This is a genomic window from Brevibacterium sp. RIT 803 (assembly GCF_016892625.1).
Taxonomy (GTDB): Bacteria; Actinomycetota; Actinomycetes; order Actinomycetales; family Brevibacteriaceae; genus Brevibacterium.
The window spans coordinates 1,375,899-1,394,081 of the sequence record NZ_JAFEMW010000001.1 but is presented as its reverse complement, the minus strand read 5'-3'; the positions used below and the strand labels follow the sequence as shown (position 1 = coordinate 1,394,081).

15 protein-coding genes are annotated in these 18,183 nt (G+C 64.8%); 8 read left to right on the top strand and 7 right to left on the bottom strand.

What is annotated here, in order from left to right; all coding sequences use genetic code 11:
- Positions 1 to 43 precede the first annotated feature (43 nt).
- On the top strand, positions 44 to 805 hold the full coding sequence (locus JTF07_RS06285; protein ID WP_204233377.1) for a 3-hydroxyacyl-CoA dehydrogenase: 762 nt from the start codon (positions 44 to 46) through the stop codon (positions 803 to 805).
- A 21-nt stretch (positions 806 to 826) separates the two neighbouring features.
- Here JTF07_RS06285 and JTF07_RS06280 read toward each other — a convergent pair whose 3' ends face one another.
- From JTF07_RS06280 to JTF07_RS06265, 4 genes are all read right to left on the bottom strand, one after another.
- A complete protein-coding gene (locus tag JTF07_RS06280) occupies positions 827 to 1,495 on the bottom strand; it encodes a response regulator (protein WP_204233376.1) in 669 nt (222 codons plus the stop codon).
- The gene (locus JTF07_RS06275) at positions 1,492 to 2,862 is read right to left on the bottom strand and encodes a sensor histidine kinase (protein ID WP_204233375.1); all 1,371 of its coding nucleotides are present in this window, start codon (positions 2,860 to 2,862) and stop codon (positions 1,492 to 1,494) included. Before JTF07_RS06275 ends, JTF07_RS06280 begins: the two co-directional genes overlap by 4 nt.
- Positions 2,863 to 2,968: 106 nt before the next feature.
- The gene (locus tag JTF07_RS06270; protein ID WP_204233374.1) at positions 2,969 to 5,011 is read right to left on the bottom strand and encodes a sensor histidine kinase; all 2,043 of its coding nucleotides are present in this window, start codon (positions 5,009 to 5,011) and stop codon (positions 2,969 to 2,971) included.
- Positions 5,008 to 5,937 carry a hypothetical protein gene (locus tag JTF07_RS06265; RefSeq protein ID WP_204233373.1) on the bottom strand — a complete coding sequence of 310 codons (930 nt, stop codon included), beginning with the start codon at positions 5,935 to 5,937 and terminating at the stop codon, positions 5,008 to 5,010. Before JTF07_RS06265 ends, JTF07_RS06270 begins: the two co-directional genes overlap by 4 nt.
- 168 nt (positions 5,938 to 6,105) lie before the next feature.
- On the opposite strand from JTF07_RS06265, the gene JTF07_RS06260 reads away from it, so the two are divergent.
- Positions 6,106 to 6,867, top strand: coding sequence for a response regulator (locus JTF07_RS06260; RefSeq protein WP_286672912.1), 762 nt, complete (start codon positions 6,106 to 6,108; stop codon positions 6,865 to 6,867).
- A 54-nt stretch (positions 6,868 to 6,921) separates the two neighbouring features.
- Here JTF07_RS06260 and JTF07_RS06255 read toward each other — a convergent pair whose 3' ends face one another.
- Positions 6,922 to 7,956 (bottom strand): nitronate monooxygenase, encoded by a 1,035-nt coding sequence (locus JTF07_RS06255; protein WP_204233372.1) that lies wholly within the window; start codon positions 7,954 to 7,956, stop codon positions 6,922 to 6,924.
- A 333-nt stretch (positions 7,957 to 8,289) separates the two neighbouring features.
- On the opposite strand from JTF07_RS06255, the gene JTF07_RS06250 reads away from it, so the two are divergent.
- Positions 8,290 to 9,816: an acyltransferase family protein gene (locus JTF07_RS06250; RefSeq protein WP_204233371.1), complete on the top strand. Its 1,527-nt coding sequence runs from the start codon at positions 8,290 to 8,292 to the stop codon at positions 9,814 to 9,816.
- 44 nt (positions 9,817 to 9,860) lie between these two features.
- Here JTF07_RS06250 and JTF07_RS06245 read toward each other — a convergent pair whose 3' ends face one another.
- Both JTF07_RS06245 and JTF07_RS06240 read right to left on the bottom strand, forming a co-directional pair.
- Positions 9,861 to 10,352, bottom strand: coding sequence for an SRPBCC domain-containing protein (locus JTF07_RS06245; protein WP_204233370.1), 492 nt, complete (start codon positions 10,350 to 10,352; stop codon positions 9,861 to 9,863).
- Entirely contained in the window at positions 10,349 to 10,723 is a 375-nt protein-coding gene (locus tag JTF07_RS06240) for an ArsR/SmtB family transcription factor (RefSeq protein WP_204233369.1), read from the bottom strand. Before JTF07_RS06240 ends, JTF07_RS06245 begins: the two co-directional genes overlap by 4 nt.
- Positions 10,724 to 11,303: 580 nt before the next feature.
- On the opposite strand from JTF07_RS06240, the gene JTF07_RS06235 reads away from it, so the two are divergent.
- The 5 genes from JTF07_RS06235 to JTF07_RS06215 are packed head-to-tail and all read left to right on the top strand — an operon-like array spanning position 11,304 to position 18,183.
- Positions 11,304 to 12,974, top strand: coding sequence for an ABC transporter substrate-binding protein (locus JTF07_RS06235; RefSeq protein ID WP_204233368.1), 1,671 nt, complete (start codon positions 11,304 to 11,306; stop codon positions 12,972 to 12,974).
- Entirely contained in the window at positions 12,971 to 13,963 is a 993-nt protein-coding gene (locus tag JTF07_RS06230; protein WP_204233367.1) for an ABC transporter permease, read from the top strand. The genes JTF07_RS06235 and JTF07_RS06230 overlap by 4 nt, the downstream gene beginning before the upstream one ends.
- On the top strand, positions 13,960 to 14,916 hold the full coding sequence (locus JTF07_RS06225; protein WP_204233366.1) for an ABC transporter permease: 957 nt from the start codon (positions 13,960 to 13,962) through the stop codon (positions 14,914 to 14,916). The genes JTF07_RS06230 and JTF07_RS06225 overlap by 4 nt, the downstream gene beginning before the upstream one ends.
- Complete coding sequence (locus JTF07_RS06220; RefSeq protein WP_204233365.1) at positions 14,913 to 16,784, top strand: dipeptide ABC transporter ATP-binding protein; 1,872 nt, start codon at positions 14,913 to 14,915, stop codon at positions 16,782 to 16,784. Before JTF07_RS06225 ends, JTF07_RS06220 begins: the two co-directional genes overlap by 4 nt.
- Entirely contained in the window at positions 16,777 to 18,183 is a 1,407-nt protein-coding gene (locus tag JTF07_RS06215) for an NtaA/DmoA family FMN-dependent monooxygenase (RefSeq protein WP_204233364.1), read from the top strand. Before JTF07_RS06220 ends, JTF07_RS06215 begins: the two co-directional genes overlap by 8 nt.

Here is an 18,183-nt window from a genome sequence, read left to right as displayed (position 1 = left end):
CGAACCAACTCACACGTTCACTTCAGTCATGCGAAGGATACTCATGGATCTCAACAGCACAGTCGCACTCGTCACCGGCGGGGCATCAGGGCTCGGCCGGGCCACCACGGAACGGCTCCTGGCCGCCGGCGCTCAGGTCGTCATGGTCGATCTCAACGCCGAGGTGGGTCAGCAGGTGGCATCGGAACTGGGCTCCAGCGCCCATTTCGTCTCCGCCGATGTCACGAACGAAGAGCAGGTTCAGGCCGCCGTCGACATGGCGACCGGTCTCGGGCTGCTGCGCGTCGTCGTCAACTGCGCGGGAGTTGCGACTCCCGGCAAGCTCGTCTCGCGCAAGGGCCCACTGGCTTTGGACGCGTTTTCGAAGGTGCTGAACATCAACGTCGTGGGCACGGTCAACGTATGCCGCCTCGCCGCCGCCGCGATGCAGGCGCAGGAGAATGTGGGTGAGGAACGCGGCGTCATCGTCAACACCGCTTCGGTCGCGGCCTTCGACGGTCAGATCGGACAGATCGCCTACTCCGCGTCCAAGGGTGCAATCGCCTCGGTGACCCTGCCGATGGCGCGCGAACTTGCTTCCTCACAGATCCGTGTCGTGACGATCGCGCCGGGTATCTTCGAGACCCCGATGATGGCCGGTCTGCCCGAAGAGGCTCAGGAGTCTCTGGCGAAGTCGATTCCCCATCCGTCTCGGCTGGGCAAGCCCGCCGAGTACGCGCAGCTCGTCGAATCGATCGTCGCCAACCCGATGCTCAACGGTGAGACCATCCGCCTCGACGGGGCCATCCGCATGGCCCCGAAGTGATCTGAGTCCGTCCCTCGCCGCTCAGCGCCGTTCGTTGACGAGCAGGGCCAATTGCACGCGGGTGCTGACGTCGAGTTTGTAGAAGATGCGCGCCAGGTGGGTCTTCACCGTGGCCGTGGAGACGAACAGCGCCCGCGCCACCTGCGCATTCGTCATCCCCTGAGCGACCGCCTCGGCGATCTCCCGTTCTCGTGTGGTCAGGGGCTCCAAGGGATCAGGTCCGATCGGTGCGCTGTTCCAATTCGAAGCACCAGCCACCGCTGTCGCCGAGGTGGTGTCACGTCCCAGCAGGGACTCGACCGCACTTGGTGACAAGGTTCGTGTGCCGTTCGCGGCTGCCCGAACCGCGTGGATGAGATCTTCTGGCGGAGTGTCCTTGAGGATGTAGCCGGCGGCTCCCGAGCGCAGTGCCTGAAGCACGAATTCGTCGGTGCCGAAGGCTGTGAGGATGAGAACCTCCGGATGAAGAGTCTGCGCCATGAGGGCACGGGTGGCCTCGAGTCCGTCCATGACGGGCATGCGGATGTCCATGAGAACGAGGTCTGGACTCAGCTCTCGGACGAGCTCGATGGCCTCGGCACCGTTTGCCGCCTCGGCGATGATGTCGATGTCATCGGCCGCGCCGAGGAGCAGGCGCAGACCCGAGCGCATGAGGGACTCGTCGTCGGCGATGATCGTTCTGATGCTCATGCGCTGATCTCCTCCGTGTTCTGGACGGGGATGCGAGCTCGCAGTTCGAAGTCAGGATAATGGCTGACCTCGAGGTCACCGCCCATCGCCTCCACTCTTTCCTTGATGCCCAGAATCCCCAGGCCGGAGCCGGCGATGTACTGCTTGCGGTGGGGTTCGCCGTGTGCCGGGGCGCCGTGGAGGCTGTCCGGGTAGTGATTGTGCGCGGTCATCGTGATAAATCGAACGGCGTCATCGCCCTCGCCGCCGATGGTGATGGTGAGCATCTCACCAAGCGCGTGTTTGAGGGCATTGGTCATGGTCTCTTGGACGAAGCGGTAGATCGTCATTCGTTCGAGGCTGCCCAGGGCGTGCAGTGATTCGGAGGTGAGCGGTTCGGAGTAGATCAGGGTCACCGACTCCGGGCGGTCGGCGACGAGGCGGTCGAGATCGGGGTCGATCACTGTGCCTTGGTCGTCTCCGCGCAGCATCGTCAGGACCTCTCGCAACTCGATTCCTGAGCGGCGGGCGCTGCTGGCGATGAGTCGGGCGCTTTCGTGGACGGACTCGGGGTCGAGGTCTCGCCTGACGGACAGTGCACCGGAGTACATGGCGATGACGCTGAGGTGGTGCGAGAGGGAGTCGTGCATGTCGCGGGCGATGCCGCGCCGCACCTCAGCGACGGCACGGTCCTGGCGCGAGCGTTCACGCAGAAGCGTCTGCGCGGCGGTGTCGATGAGCCCCTGTTCGCGGGATCCGCGGATGACGCCGATGACGACGATCATTGCGTAGACGGTTCCGTTGACGAGGAACAGTGGAAGTTCGAACGCTCCGACCGCCGTCGGAGTGAGCGTGTACGTCAGAGCCTGGGAGATGATCGCGGCAGCGAGGCAGGTGAAGTCGAGTGACCAGCTGCGTCGAGACGTGAGGGTGATGAGGATGAGCAGTCCGGCGAATGCGCCGAGGACGCCGATCGTACCGGTGACGATGCCGAGGAATCCGACCGCCACCGGAACCCAGCCGCCGGGCCGACGCTGCAGGGATTCGACGGAGCCGTCCGAGGCGAGGAATTCTACGCCGCCGCGACCAGTGTTCGTGAGGAAATCGCGCAGCTTTTCAGCCGCAATCACCTTGGGGCGCAGTGATCTGCGGGGGATCGTCCGTCCGTCGAAGGCAAGGACGATGGGCAGGCAGGCCAAAGAGATGAGGCCGAAGAGAATATGGATGAACAGCTCGGCACCGAGCGCTCCGGTGCGGGCACCCGCCTCCTCGAAATCCGGCCATTCGGTACCGACGATGACGATGAGCGCAAACACGCCGATGGCCGCCGAGATGCCCGTCCAGAGGAGGGCATGGGTCAGGGCGCGCCGGTCGGGTCGAAGTCTCACTCTTCGAGGCTACCGCTCACGCTCGCCTGACGCTGTCGCCCGAAAGGATGAGATCAACCGCTCGGATGGCCAACGGCCCTCGCCGACTCCCATCCGCCCCGAGGCTTCAGTCCGCGGGCAAGGTCGCGAGTACCTCGAAACCGCTGTCGACAGTCGGGCCCACGTGCAGTGTTCCGCCGAGGGCCTCGACTCTCTCGCGCATGCCCTTGAGGCCGAATCCACCGCTGAGGTGGCCCGCAGCGGTGTTGTCCCGATCGGGTTCGGGCCGGTCTGATCGGTGTCGGTCCGGCGCCCCATTGACCACGGCCACCCACAGCTGTGAGTCATCGGTGTGAACGGACACCCTCACCGGTGCACCGGGAGCATGGCGCAGAGCATTCGACAGGGCCTCCTGGACGAGGCGGAAGGCGGTCAGCCCGGTGGTCGGGTGGAGGGGGAGCGGACCCGCGGGGAAGTCGAGCTCCACCTCGGCGCCCGAACCGCGCGTGGCCTCGACGAGGTCGGGAATGTCATCGATCATCGGCTGCGGAGCCAGATCGGCATCACGGCCACCGCGCAGGATCGCCAGCAGACCGCGCATCTCATTGAGCGCCTGTCGAGCGGAGCCGGCGATCGAGTCGAACTCCTCAACGCTTCGGGTATCGAGTTCGGGCAGTCGGTAGCGGGCCGTGGTGGCCTGGACGCTGATGACGGACATGCTGTGAGCGACGACGTCATGGAGCTCCTGTGCGATCCTGTTGCGTTCCTCGAGCTCTTGACGCTTCGCCAGCTCCTCGGCACTGAGCTGTCGCTCCGTGGCCAGCTGAGTGCGACCGCGAATCCACAGATTGCCGATCACCGCGACGATCGAGATCCCTGCAGTGAGCGAGACCGTCGTGATGACATTCGCCAGCGCCCCCGACAGCCCTCCCGCATGGGGCAAGGTCAGGCTCAGCGCGCCGAGCGCAGTGGACAGTGACCACAGGATGACGAGGTGGAGCCAGCTGTGACGCAGCCCGATGATGAGGTGGAGGAAGAGCAGTGCGAGAATCGACGTCGCCGTCCATGGCCACACCAACCCGAAAGAGTCTGCGGTGAGGGTGATTCCGGCCGCAGCCGAGACCAGCCCGACGATGATCGCGGTGACCGGTCTGCGCACGGCGAGCACCAGCGCGCCGCTCTGGCCGAGGGCGACGAGCATCGCAATGACGGTCGACGATTCATACAGCACTGCGGTCACTGGCCATCCGATGGCCACGAGCACCACGCCGACGAAGATGCTGAGCAGCCAGAACCAGCCCTCGCCGGCGGCCCGCGTCAGGAACGAGTTGGCTGCCGGCGACCCCGGGGCCCTCGATCCCGAGGACGTCGCCGAGGCGGTCCCGTCGGGAGCGTGGCTCGTGGAGTCACCGGCTCGTGCTTTTCCCGCCGAGGTCACCTCATCGTGGCCGGGCGCCAGCCCTGCCGTGATCGCTGCGATCTCCAACCGGGCCATGGCATGCAGGACGAAGGGGAAGGTGACGAGGAGGACGAGTCCCGCGATGAACTGGAAGGTCGCTTCGGCGCCGAACCCCAGAGCCACCACGGAGGTGTCGTTCCACCATGCTGCGATGAAGCTGATGAGATCGGTGTTGTCGTTGGGAAGGAAGCGCCCCCAGATGAAGTAGGTCATCCCGCCCAGGGCACCGAAGAACCAGGGGATCACCACGGAGAAGGTGAAGAGCCGGATGGGCAGGGCGAAGACGGCTTCGAACAGCAGGTCGAGCCAGCGCCGTCCTTCGGCCATGACACCGAACCACCCGCTGAATCCGTGGCCACGGGGACGACGGACCACCTCGGCGATGGGGGCTCCCCACTGCCGGGCGCGGGCCCGTGAGAGGTTCGCGAACCCGGTCGCGACGTAGAGAGTCACAGGCAGGAGCAGGGCGCCGATCCAGATGACGATGGTGGAGATTGAAACCGAGAACATCGTGATGAGAACGACGAACCCGATGAGGGAGATGAAGAATCCGGGGAGGACGAGGATGGCGTCCCGGCCCAGGTTGTGCCACATCCGCGACCACCATGACCGGGTCTGCGGCGGCGTATCTGGGGGACGGGGCACGTTCTCAGAATACGTGCTCGGCCACGAAGGCGCATCAGTGTACGAGGATTCGAGAGTCGGGTTCATGATCGGATTCCTTGGCTGTTGTGTGCCGGTGTTCGCGGCTCTGGTGAAGGGTGTGCGGGAACGTCTGCTGGGATGCGCCCTGTGGGGACCGATTTCGATTCGAGGACGCGGGGATGGAACTGCGAGAGCATCCAGACCCCGGCGACCCCACCACCTGCGGCGAGCAGCAGCAGGCCGATGGCCATGGGGGTGAGGCCCGCGTACTCGCCGAAGAAGGCGGCGCCGATGACCACAGCCACGATCGGGTCGATGACGGTCAGTCCCGCGAGCACCGTCTCTGGAGGGCCAGAGGCGTAGGCGGTCTGGACCAACCAGAATCCCACCGCCGAGGCGAGGGCCACGGCTGCCAGCATCATCCACCACCGCGAGCCCGATGTTTCGAAATCGGGCAGGCCCTCGGTCACGACGGTCCTGGCGAGGACGTGGGTCGCGGCGGCGACGGTGCCGAAGATGATGCCGGTCATGATGACTCGTGGGATGTGCCCGGCCCGGCTGAGTGCGAAGAGCGCGCCGAAGACGCTGAGGGCGACGAGGAGTGCCAGCAGCCAGGTCACCGCTTCCTCGGTGGCGACGAGTTCGTGGGAGAACTGCGCCGAGGTGGTCACGAAGGCGAAGATCGAGAACATCGTCACCCCGATGCTGATGAGCAGTGGGGCGCCGAGCTGCAGGCCGAAGTACCGGCGGCTGATGAGCGCGGCGAAGACGAGGGAGATCGCGCCGATGGGTTGGACGATGGCGACGGGGCCGAGTCCCAGGGCGACGACGTTGAGGACGGTCACCATGCCCATCAGCCCCAGGCCGGCGGCCCAGGTTGCCCGACGTTTGGGCCCGGGCGCCATGGTGGCGACGGCGTACTGCTGGAAATGCGTGCCGAGTGCCAAGCAGAAGGCTGCGAGCGTGGCGAGGATTATCGCGGTGATGATCATGGTGTGCACGCTAAGGACCCGGTGTCATGGGGCGCATCATACGAAGGAGTGATTGTGCCGACGCGGAAGTGCTACTTGAGGATGAAATCGGCGCAGGCAGGGAGTCGTCCGCCTGATTTCACGGGTATTCGAGGGGCTCTGGCAGTGCGGGTCGGGTAGCGTAAGAGCATGCCAGAAGCAGGAGCGTCAGGTCCGAGTCCGACACCGCGCCCAACGCCGAGTCCCGCGCCGGGATCGATTGCGCGCGACGGGGTGCCGCCGCCCTCGTCCGAGACGACGCGGGTCGCCATCGTTGATGACCAGGCCATGGTTCGCCAGGGTTTCGGAGCCCTTCTCGATGCCCAGCCGGACATGAGTGTCGTCGGCAGTGCCGAGGACGGTTCGCAGGTCGTCGACCTCGTGCGCAGAACCTCGCCCGACGTCATCCTCATGGACATCAGGATGCCGAAGCTCAACGGCTTGGATGCCACCCGTGCGGTGTTTTCAATGCCGGGGGACCACCCGAAGATCATCATGCTCACCACCTTCGATGCCGATGAGTACGTGTTCTCGGCACTGCGCGCGGGAGCGAGCGGGTTCCTACTCAAGGACGCCACAGCCGAAGACATGATCACAGCTGTGCGCGTGGTCGCCGACGGTCAGTCGCTCTTGGCGCCGTCCGTGACCCGTCGCCTCATCTCCGAGTATGTGAGCGGGCCCAAAGTCACCAAGGACACTGCCGTCCTCGGGCAGCTGACCGACCGTGAGATCGACGTCATGACGCTGGTGGCCAAGGGCCATGCCAACGCCGAGGTGGCTGCGCACCTGTTCCTGGCCGAGCAGACGGTGAAGACCCACGTGTCCCGGATCCTGTCGAAGCTGGGACTGCGCGATCGCACCCAGATCGTCGTCGCCGCCTACGAATCCGGGTTGGTCGTCGCCGGCAGCTGAGCGCAGCAGCGTCGGACCTCGGACGGCTGGGCCGCCGCGAGGAGAAGCGGGCGCCTAGTTCCGAGTGAAGGAGGCGCCGAGTTCTTTGACGATCGTCTCCGCTGAGCCTGTCTGCGCGCCGCGATAGCCAGTGCCGGCCCACAGGTGCAGGCCCTGCGGGTCATCATCCTTCTTCGCCTGGGCGCGGAATGACTTCGTCAGGTGATGAAGAGCCGGGTAGGCATCGACTGCGATCGGATCGAACTTCCGCACGAAGTCATTGACCAGCGCACGAGCTGGTCGGCCGGTGAATGCCCTGGTCAGCTGTGTCTCGTCGAAGTCCGCGGACTGCAGGGCCGCCCGATGCGTCGGCGCAGTGCCTGCCTCATCGCTCAGCAGCAGAAGAGTGCCCACGACCACGGCGCTCGCCCCAGCCTGCAGCAGCTCGTCGACAGACTCCTGGCTGTCGACTCCGCCTCCGGCGGCCAACGGCAGATCCACCTCGGCGAGGACATCTTTCACGAGATCGACGGTGGCCCGATCCTCGATGGACCGTGTCGGATCGGCGGTGCCCGAGTGCCCGCCGGCGCGAGGACCCTGGACGATGAGGGCGTCGATGCCGCGATCGGCAGCCGTGCGCGCCTCGGCGGCGGTCGTCACGGTAGCCACCACTTGAGTGCCGACGGCATGGAGACGATCGACCACCTCGGCGCTGGGGATGTTGAACGTCATCGACACCAGGGGCACGGGGTTGTCGACGAGGTAGTCGACCTTGTCGCTGTAATGATCGTCGTCATCGACGGGCTCGGGATCGATGGCGACGCCACGATCAGCCGCGACAGGCTCGAGTGCCGAGACGAAGGCGTCGAAGGCAGCGCGATCAATGGGCACAGTGTTCGGGGCGAAGAGATTGACGCCGAAGTTCTCGGTCGTCTCCCGCATGCGCTCGACCAGAGGGGCCAATGCTTCGGCGCTGAGATAGCCGCCGGCCACGAAGGGGAATCCGCCGGCACGGGCGACCGCTGCTGCGAGCTCGGGCGTCGTCGTTCCGCCCGCCATCGGGGCTCCGATGATGGGCAGGTCGGTGGTCTCGAAGGCGATCGTCGTCATCGTTGCGTGCTCCTCAATAGGACGTTCGGGACGAGTCGAGTCCCTGATCGGGTGATGCTCTCGTTGCCATTCTTGCACTCACGTTGGGCCGCGGTGTTTGCACCAGGAAGGTTTGCGGCACTCTTTTCGCTTGGCTGCGGCTCTCTGGGCGGGATGGGTGAGGGTATCCAGTCGGTGGAGTCCCGCCTCATCCGAAAGTAGTGCTTGGGCGGACTCAGGTCGGAACTCAGAGGTGATGTGCCGGTGGTGATCGCGCCCATAGCTTCGGATATATCGAACGACGAGCTCAGCGCCCTGTGCAAACAGCGGAGCTCAATCCGACAAGGAGCAGACATGTCACTCACTCTCAGCAGGCCGCCCGAGGCCGGGGCGAACCACCCGCCCGTCCTGCCCAGGCGCACCACTCATCGACCGCACCGGGACCGGGCGATCGACCTGATCCGCTTCGGCTGCCTCGTCGTCGTGGTGATCCTGCATTCGATGATGAGCGCAGCCGTGCTCGGAGCAGACGGTGAGGTTGTGCCCACGGTGGCGCTGCTGCATACCGTTGGCTTCACAGCTGCCTCGTGGTTCTTCCAGATCATGCCGCTGTTCTTCTTCATCGGCGGGTATGCCGCCATCAGCGGCTGGCGACGCACCCAAGCCACCGGAGGCACCTGGGCCGACTATATTCGCGCCCGTCTGCGCCGCCTCGTCATTCCGGTCGCCACCCTCATCGGCCTCGCCGGTGCAGGACTGTCGATCGCCTCTGAACTGGGCGTTCCCGCAGACCTGCTCGCCGAGGCGAGCACTCGCATCGGGCAGCCCCTGTGGTTCCTCGCCGTCTACGTCGGGCTGACCTCCCTGGTTCCCCTGGCGGTGCACTTTCATGAAAGGGCGCCGAGGCGGACGATCGCTGCGCTCGCCGGTGCTGTGGTCGCGGTGGACGGCTTGGTCGCACTCACGGGAGTGAACGGACTGGGGTATCTCAACTTCCTGTTCGTATGGCCCCTGATTCAGCAGTTCGGCTTCTTCTACGCCGACGCCATTCATCGTCCCGTGCGAGCCTGGTCGGCTTGGACCGTGATGGTGCTGTCCCTGGTGAGCCTCGGAGCACTCGTCGGGCTCGGGGTCTACAGCCCGAATATGCTCATCAACCTCAACCCGCCCACCGGTGCCTTGGTGCTGCTGGGCATTGCGCAGATGTGCATCCTGCGGTTGAGCCATGCGAGCCTGAACGACATCGTGTCCGGTGGTTCGGATCGGACTGCGGTCGGACACGAGTACCGTGCCCGCATCTGGGAGCGTGTCATCTCCTGGGGCAACACCTACGGCATCCAGGTCTACCTGTGGCACATGCCGATCGTCATCACCCTCATCGGAGCGCTGGGCTACGCAGCTCAGCTGCTGTCCGGGGTGCCGGCGGGAGATGGGCTGTCGGCAACCGGGATCGTACTCCCTGAGATCGAATCGAACTGGTGGTGGCTGACCAGGCTGCCATGGCTGATCACGGTGATGGGACTGGCCGCGCTTTTGGCAATGGCCATGTCGAAGATCCCGTTCCCCGGTGAGGAGAGGTTGGCCACGTTCGGGCGCGCAGCGGCGAGGGGTGTGCGGGCGAGCATCTCGACTTCCGAGGCTCGAGTGGGTCAGCGCCTATTGAGTCCTGTTACTCGGGCCCTCATCGCAGTCACTCTGGCAATGGGCGGCATCGCGATTGCGCTTCTCATCGGCATCGCTCCGCTGATCTGGACGTTCGTCTCCGTGTCGGCGCTCCTGACTTCACTGGTGCTGGCCGCCACCATGAAGGCGCAGATTCCAGCGGAGAGTGACGTACTGAGCGTGACGGATCGTGGCAGGGCGACGGCCAGCCTCGGCTGAGGCCGACAGCCGCACGTGCTGCCGCAAGCGCCGCCCCGCTCGCCTCACTCCACCGATAGCGCCAGCTGCTCGGTGACGGTGCCCCAGCCGTCGAAGAACCCGAGCTCCTCATGACGTGCGCGCTGCTCGGGGCTGCCATGGCGGACGATCGCCTGATAGTCGGTGCCGTCGGCGTGGTCGCCCACGATGATCTCGGTGGTCATGGAGACAGGGTCGGGAAAAGCCGGGTGCCAGGAACTGTTGACGGCGTTCGTGAACACGAGGCGACTGCTGTCCTCGATGACGAGGAAGACTGCGTCGACGTGCGGCACAAACGATTCGCCGTCCTCGCTCATCACGGTGGTCAAGGCCCCTCCGGGACGCAGCTCCAGCGCTTCGACGCGGAGGGTGAGCGGTTCTGGAATCCACCACTTCGCCAGCTTCTCGGGATCCGTCCATGCGGACCAGATGGCCTTCTTGGGTGCCCGAATCACTCGGTGGATCGTGAGGTCGAGATCGGGGTCAATGTGTCGGGTGCGAGCGAGATGTGCGGTCATGAGTCTTCCCTACTGTGAGTGGTGTCGCTGTCGCTGTCGCCGGTGTCGCTGTCGCCGGCGACGAACTGCTCGAGACGATCTGTGCTGGCCTCCCAGATGAGTCTCTGCTCGGCGAGCCAATCATTGAGCAGCGTCAGGCGATCGCGGTTGAGTGCGCAGGTGCGCACTCGTCCTGACTTCCGTGTCCGAATCAGCCCACACGACTCCAAGGTGCGCACATGCTTCATGAACGACGGGAGCGAGATCGACAAGGGCTCTGCCAACTCTCCGATGCTCGCCGGTCCGTGGCCGAGGCGATGAATCACGGTGCGCCGCGTGGGATCGGCAAGTGCGGTGAACATCGCATCAAGCTCCTCCGAATACTTAGCCATGAAGCTAAGTATCGCATGGCTCGATCGTGAAGGTCAATGGTTCCCTGTGGGCGAAATGTGACGTCGCAAGACGGAAATCTCACACAGGTATTGTTGAGCAATTTTAATCCTGATATTGTGAGTTTCGTCAGCACGACATGACGAAACTATCTCAGCAGAGGGCGCGATGATCGCATACAAGAACACTCAGGCCTGGGCGCTAGCCACGCGGTTCGAGGCTCTTGACTGTTCGATGCCCATGGGCATGCGCCTCTCCATCGCAGGAGATTGACCCGCTAGACCTGCTCCAGGGCCCGTGGGCGGTTCGCCGTTTCCATTGCACCTGTCCGCTGCCTGCATCCGGGTCTCAGGGTGCGCGCCGGCCGGGGTGCTCTCGCATCGATGTTCCAAGTTTCTCTTCAATGTGTTGAGCAATCCATGTAACTTAGAGAGTCTACGCGAGAGTCGCTCCTCCGCCTCTGCCCTGGCGTTGCCATGCGTTCGCCACCCTCGGAGCAGTAGTCGAGAGCCAGTCGCACCCTTCGCCGCCTCACTTTCGTATTCGCTTCTCAAACATTCACTTCTCACACCCAGGACGACCATGCCCACCATCAGCAGCCACTCACTCGCATCCGAACAACCGGCTTCACCGCTACGATCCGCCGCTGCACTCAGCCGACCCCGCGGTCAGGTGCTCCTCTCCCTGCTTGCCGCGGGATCTCTTCTGCTTGCCGGCTGCTCCGGAAACGCTCAGGCCGAGGCGGATGCTGGTGCGAAACCGCAGTCGGGTGGAACGCTCAAGATCGCCTACGACGTTGATCCGACGTGCCTCGATGGGCAACAGCAGGGCACGAACGTCACCCTCAATGTGACGCGGCAGATCACCGACTCGCTGACCGATCAAGATCCCGAGACTCAGGAGATCAAGCCGTGGCTGGCCGAGAGCTGGGACGTATCCGCGAATGCGAAGACCTTCACCTTCCAACTGCGGGATGGGGTCACCTTCCAGGACGGCACCGACTTCACATCCGCCTCGGTGAAGGAGAACTTCGAAGCGATTCAGGACCTCGGTGCCAAGGCCTCGCTCGGACAGACCTACCTCGACGGGCTCAAGTCGATCACGACCCCCGACGAGTCGACGGTCACCTTCGAATTCGACAAGTCCAATGCCCAGTTCCTGCAGGCCACCTCGACGATGTCACTGGGCTTCTACTCCTCGGACACACTCGCAAAGAGTGCCGAGGAACGCTGCACCGGCGACATCGTCGGCACAGGACCCTTCACATTGGATTCTTTCGTCCACAACAAGGCAATCAAGCTCTCACGGTTCGATGACTACAACTGGCCGTCCTCGATTGCGAAGCATGAAGGGCCAGCCCACCTCGACGGAATCGAATTCTCGATCGTGCCCGAGGCCTCCGTGCGCAACGGTTCGCTGCTCTCCGGTCAGGTCGACGTTGACTTCTCCGTCCAATCCCAGGATGAGAAGACCCTCGAAGCACAGGGCCTGGGAATAGTCTCCCGGCCGAATCCGGGCGTCGTCTATAATCTCGTGCCCAAGCTCACCGGCGCGATCGCCGCCGATAAGTCCGTTCGTCGGGCGCTGGTCAAGGGCATCGACAGGGAGCAGCTGAAATCGGTGATCTCCGAGCATCAGGCACCGGCCACCTCGGTGCTGGCGAAATCGACCCCCGAATACGAAGACGTTTCCGACCTCCTCGCCTACGATCCCGAAGGAGCAAAGAAACTTCTCGACGACGCTGGCTGGAAGCCGGGGGAGAACGGCATCCGTGAGAAGGACGGCAAGCCGCTGAGTGTAACTCTGACCTATTGGCAGGATGCCTCGTTCCTCGAACTCGTCCAACAGCAGCTGCGTGAGATCGGCTTCGACCTCAAGCTCGAGAAGAAGTCCACCGCCGAGGTGACCGCGCTGCAGGCCGAAGGCAAAGAAGAGCTCACTTTCGGCAACCTCACCCGAGCCGACGGCGATGTGCTGCGCAACTACTTCGGCGCGAGCGAACAGAATGGCAACGCCAGGAAGCCTGGCGAACTGGACAAGATCCTCGCCCGCACCACCTCGACACTCGACGAGGACGAACGCACGGCGGACTTCACTGAAGCTGTGAAGGTCCTCATCGACGAAGGCTATTCGATCCCGATCGTCGAACTCTCCGGGGTCATCGGAACGGGCAAGGACGTCCACGACTTCAATTACGAAGCCTCCTCGCGCTTCCAGCTCTACGACGCTTGGCTGGATGGTGAGGCACGATGAGCCTTCGCTACCTCGCCTCGCGCCTGACCCAGGGAATCATCGTCCTCTGGATCGCGTTCACGCTCAGCTTCTTCCTCCTCTACTTGCTCCCCGGGGACCCCGTCATCACGATGCTCGGGGCCGGGGGAGAGCTGCAGAACTTCGACCCCGCCGAGGTGGAACGGCTGAGATCCGAGTTCAACCTGGACCAACCTCTGCCCGTCCAGTACCTCCTGGCCCTCGTCGCCGTCCTCCGCCTGGACTTCGGCACCTCGATCCAGACCGGGACTCCCGTCACCGAGGCGATCGCCTCCTCGCTCCCCTCAACCATCGGTCTCGCCGCGGTGGCATTGGTCATCGCCCTGGTGACGGGCGCCGCCATCGCCATCGGCGCGACGCTCACGCGCAGGCCCTGGCTGCGAGACGCACTCGCGGCACTGCCCGGTCTTGGCGTGGCACTGCCCACCTTCTGGGTCGGGCTGATGCTGCTGCAGGTATTCTCATTCCGCTTCCCGATCTTCCCTGCCATCGGGACGGGCACGCCGACCGCGGTCATCTTGCCGGCCGTGACCCTGGCGATCCCGTTGTCGGCGATCATCGCGCAGATCCTGTTCCGGGCCCTGCAGAACGCGTGGATCCAGCCCTATGTCACGACCTACACGGCCTCGGGCTACTCACGTCTGCGACTGCTGCTGCGACAGGCACTGCCCGTCGCAGTGCTGCCGGCCCTGACCATGAGCGGAGTCCTCTTCGGGCAGGTGCTGGCCGGGTCCGTCGTCGTCGAGAACGTGTTCTCCAGACAGGGCCTGGGGCGTCTGGCACAGACCGCCGTGACCGGGCAGGACATTCCGCTCGTGCAGGGCATCGTGCTCTTCGCCGCCGCAGTTTTCGTCCTCGTCAACCTCGCCACCGACCTCATCTATCCCGTACTCGACCCCCGGCTCAAGGCCGCAACGAGGAACGTGCCGGCAGACGCCACCCGTACCGACCACGAAGGAGTCCGCGCATGAGCCTCGCAATGGAACTCCAGAAGAACGGACAGGCCGAGACCTTCGGCGAGGACGTTCGCACCGAGGGCATCGGTGCATCAACGCCTGACCAGAAGGGCGGCAACGATCGGCAAGGCGGCAACAGGGCCCGCGGGCTGCTGCGAATCCGCGGCGGTCGCCTCGGCATCATCGAGATCCTCGCGCTGGCGGCCCTTGCGCTTGCCGTCCTCGCAGCCTTCTGGCCGACCCTGCTCACCGGAGTCGATCCTCTGACGGGTGATCCGGTGAACAGGCTGCTGCCTCCGAGCCTCGACCACATCTTCGGCACCGACCACCTTGGCAGAGACGTCTTCTCACGCACCGTCCACGGCTCCGCACAGACCCTGTCGGCGAGCCTGGCCGCCGTGGCCATCGGGGTCATCAGCGGTGTGGTCATCGGCCTCATCGCAGGCTTCTTCACCGGTGTTCTCGACGCAATCTTCATGCGCATCGTCGACGTCCTCCAGGCCATTCCCGGTCTGCTGCTCTCCATGGCCGTGATCACAGCTCTCGGCTTCGGCACCATCAATGTGGCCCTCGCCGTCGGTGTCGCCGCGATTCCCTCGTTCGCACGCCTCACCCGCGCGGAAGTCATCAGGTGGCGATCAGCCGAATTCGTCCGTGCCGCACGCGCCGACGGGCTGAGCACCCTGAGCGTTCTCGCACGCCACATTCTGCCGCAGGTCAGAGGCCCGATCGGGGCACTCGTGGCACTGGAATTCGGATCAGCGGTCCTCGCCGTCTCCGCCCTGAGCTTCCTGGGCTTCGGCGCACCTCCGCCGCAGCCCGAGTGGGGTCTCCTCGTCTCCGAAGGCCGTGACTTCCTCGCCGCAGCCTGGTGGATGACGACATTCCCCGGACTCGTCGTCGCAGCCGTCGTGCTCGCCGCCAACCGCATCTCCCACGTCGTCAACTCAGAGAAGGAATTCCGATGACACTCACTGATTTCCTCGCCTGGCCGGCCGCGGGCGCTGGCACCGAACTCCTCGACAAGCCCGGTGTCGACACACCCAGTGTCGACGAACCCAGTGTCGACGAACCCAGTGTCGACGAACCCAGTGTCGACAAGCCCGGTGTCGACAAGGCCGCCTCACCCATCGCCACGACTGCGCACACGTCAATCCCAGCCCCTGTCCTTGAAGTCTCGGGTCTCAGCGTGACCTACCCGCGGGAGGCCACCTCGGCGATCTCTGATGTCAGCCTCTCCATTGCGCCCGGCGGAACCGTGGCGATCGTCGGCGAATCCGGGTCGGGGAAATCGACCACGGCGGCCGCGCTGACCGGACTCCTGCCGACCGGAACCGTGGTCCACGCGTCCACACATTCCTACCTCGGCGAGGACCTGGTCGGGGCGAAGCCGCGCACCTGGCAGCGCATCCGCGGCACGGGCATCGCCTATGTGCCGCAGGACGCAGGAGCCGGACTCAACCCCGTGCGCACGATCGCCTCCGGCCTGGCCGAAACACTCACGGTCAACGGCTATGCCCGACCCAGGATCGGTTCGAGAGTCGCCGAGGTGCTCGACGCGGTCGGTCTCGACGCGGCCGAGCACGGTCGCCGCTACCCCTGCGAACTCTCAGGCGGCCAACGCCAGCGGGTCCTCATCGCGAACGCCATCGCCGCGGATCCGGCGCTCATCATCGCCGACGAACCGACCTCGGCCTTGGACGCGACGGTGCAGAAGCAGGTCCTCGACGTGCTCTCGGAACTCGTTGCCGGTTCATCGACCGGGCTCCTCCTCATCACCCACGATCTGGGAGTTGCGAAGGAGCGCGCCGAGGATCTCATCGTCATGCGCAACGGGCGCATCGTCGAAGCGGGCCGAACGCAGTCGATCATCGCCTCACCGAGTAGGGAATACACCCGGGCGCTGCTGACCGCAGCACCCTACCTGGGCGGAGGACGCCTCCGACCGAGCACCGAGGCCGCCGTGGACGGGGCCCCGAATGAGGCCACTGCCACCGACGCCGAGGTGGTTCTTCGGGCCACCGACATCGTCCGTGACTTCGGCGGTCCGCACCCGGCGGTGAAACGCCTCGGCGTCGAACTCACTGCCGGACGAACCGTCGGCATCGTCGGCGAATCTGGATCCGGGAAGACGACGACCGCTCGGATCCTGCTCGGAGCCGAACGACCAGACGCAGGCACCATCGAACTGCACGACAGGGAGCTGAGCACCTACGGGGCAAAGGGACTCGGGCGCCGGATCCGGTACGTCCACCAGGACTCGAGTGCGGCCCTCGACCCGAACTACACGGTCGAGAAGATCCTCACCGAACCGCTGCGAGGACACATGATCTCGACCAAAAAGGACCGCCCGACCCGGGTACGGGACCTTCTCGATTCCGTGGCGCTGGACGAGAGTCTGCTGGGGCGCACTCCGCGTGAGCTCTCGGGAGGGCAGCGCCAGAGACTGGCGATCGCCCGTGCGATCGCTGTCGAACCCGAGGTGCTCATCCTCGACGAGCCGGTCTCTGCCCTTGACGTGCAGGTGCAGGCACAGATCCTGCAGCTGCTCGTTGACCTGCAGCAACGGCTCGGCCTCGCCTACCTCTTCATCTCCCACGACCTGGCCGTCATCGAGCAGATCGCCGATCAGGTGCTCGTGATGAAGGACGGCCTCGTCGTCGAGTCGGGCGACACCGCCACGGTTCTGCGCGAGAGCAGTCATCCCTACACCCGGACACTGCTCGACGCGGTTCCCCGCTTCGACTCGACCGCCGTTACACGTACTGCGGTTACACGTACTGCCACACGACCCGCCATACGTCTCGCCACCTCGACTGGAGCAGATCATGCCTGAACAGCCATTGCGCCAAGTGCATCTGGCCGCCCACTTCCCGGGGGTCAACAACACCACAGTGTGGTCAGACCCTGCCTCGGGCAGCCACATCGAATTCGACTCCTTCGCCCACCTGGCCCGGACTGCCGAGGCCGGACTCTTCGACTTCTTCTTCCTCGCCGAGGGGCTGCGACTGCGTGAACACCAAGGGCAGATCTTCGACCTCGACGTCGTCGGACGACCCAACACGACCGCCGTCCTCTCGGCACTCGCAGCCGTGACGAACCACATCGGTCTGGCCGGGACTCTGAGCTCGACGTTCAATGAGCCCTTCGACATCGCCCGGAAGCTCTCCTCGATCGATGTGCTGTCCTCCGGTCGTGCGGCCTGGAACGTGGTGACGACTTCGAACGCCTTCACCGGAGCCAACTTCCGCCGCGGCGGGTACCTCGACTACGCCGACCGCTACCTGCGTGCCGAGGACTTCATCGACGTCGCCCGCGAACTCTGGGACACCGCTGGGCGAGGATCTGGCCATGCCGACGGAACGACCGGGGACCTTTTCTCCCATGTCAGCGACTTCTTCGACATCTCGGGCCGCTTCTCCCTGCCCTCACTGCCCAGCGGCCACCCGGTCATCTTCCAAGCGGGGGATTCCGACTCAGGGCGCGACTTCGCCGCCGGTTCCGCCGATGTCATCTTCACCCGCCATTCCGATCCGGAATCGGGACGGAAGTTCTACGCGGATGTGAAGACCCGCCTGGCTGACTACGGCAGGGGAGAGGACGACCTCAAGATCTTCCCCGGCATCTCCGTCATCCTCGGCGACACCCAGGAAGAAGCGGCCGAACGTTCAAAGGAAGTCGCATCACAGCAGGTCAGCGAGGCCGGAGCGATCGCCTTCCTCGAGCGCGTCTGGGACCGAGACCTCTCCGCATTCGACCCCAACGGCCCCTTGCCCGACGTTCCGCCTGCCGGTGAGTCCATTTCTCAAGGGCGTGTCAAGCACATCAAGGACACCGAAGCCACGATCGCGCAATGGAGGGAGCTGGCAGAGGCCGAGAACCTCACCGCCCGCGAACTCGTCATCAAGGTCTCGACCCGGCATTCCTTCGTCGGCACTCCCAGACAGGTTGCCCAGGATCTCTCCGATGCAGTCCAGACCAGGTCCGCCGACGGCTACATCCTCGTCCCGCACCTGACCCCGGGCGGACTCGACGACGTCGTGGCCAAGGTCGTACCCGAACTGCAGGAACTCGGGGTCTACCGCACCGAGTACCCCGGTCAGAATCTGCGCGAGAACCTCGGCCTGCCGCCAGCCAGACCAGCCGGCGAATGGACGAGTAAACGTGCCCGAGCACGTGCCACCCCGATGGGGAACTCGACCGACAATAGCCCCGCATACAGAGAGGTGGGCTGA

Excerpts from the sequence above, each read along its gene's own strand:
- JTF07_RS06230 (WP_204233367.1), top strand. The coding sequence starts at position 12,971 with ATGAGCCTTCGCTACCTCGCCTCGCGCCTGACCCAGGGAATCATCGTC.
- JTF07_RS06240 (WP_204233369.1), bottom strand. The coding sequence starts at position 10,723 with ATGGCTAAGTATTCGGAGGAGCTTGATGCGATGTTCACCGCACTTGCC.
- JTF07_RS06255 (WP_204233372.1), bottom strand. The coding sequence starts at position 7,956 with ATGACGACGATCGCCTTCGAGACCACCGACCTGCCCATCATCGGAGCC.
- JTF07_RS06220 (WP_204233365.1), top strand. The coding sequence starts at position 14,913 with ATGACACTCACTGATTTCCTCGCCTGGCCGGCCGCGGGCGCTGGCACC.
- JTF07_RS06285 (WP_204233377.1), top strand. The coding sequence starts at position 44 with ATGGATCTCAACAGCACAGTCGCACTCGTCACCGGCGGGGCATCAGGG.
- JTF07_RS06260 (WP_286672912.1), top strand. The coding sequence starts at position 6,106 with ATGCCAGAAGCAGGAGCGTCAGGTCCGAGTCCGACACCGCGCCCAACG.
- JTF07_RS06235 (WP_204233368.1), top strand. The coding sequence starts at position 11,304 with ATGCCCACCATCAGCAGCCACTCACTCGCATCCGAACAACCGGCTTCA.
- JTF07_RS06245 (WP_204233370.1), bottom strand. The coding sequence starts at position 10,352 with ATGACCGCACATCTCGCTCGCACCCGACACATTGACCCCGATCTCGAC.
- JTF07_RS06250 (WP_204233371.1), top strand. The coding sequence starts at position 8,290 with ATGTCACTCACTCTCAGCAGGCCGCCCGAGGCCGGGGCGAACCACCCG.
- JTF07_RS06215 (WP_204233364.1), top strand. The coding sequence starts at position 16,777 with ATGCCTGAACAGCCATTGCGCCAAGTGCATCTGGCCGCCCACTTCCCG.
- JTF07_RS06280 (WP_204233376.1), bottom strand. The coding sequence starts at position 1,495 with ATGAGCATCAGAACGATCATCGCCGACGACGAGTCCCTCATGCGCTCG.
- JTF07_RS06270 (WP_204233374.1), bottom strand. The coding sequence starts at position 5,011 with ATGAACCCGACTCTCGAATCCTCGTACACTGATGCGCCTTCGTGGCCG.
- JTF07_RS06265 (WP_204233373.1), bottom strand. The coding sequence starts at position 5,937 with ATGATCATCACCGCGATAATCCTCGCCACGCTCGCAGCCTTCTGCTTG.
- JTF07_RS06225 (WP_204233366.1), top strand. The coding sequence starts at position 13,960 with ATGAGCCTCGCAATGGAACTCCAGAAGAACGGACAGGCCGAGACCTTC.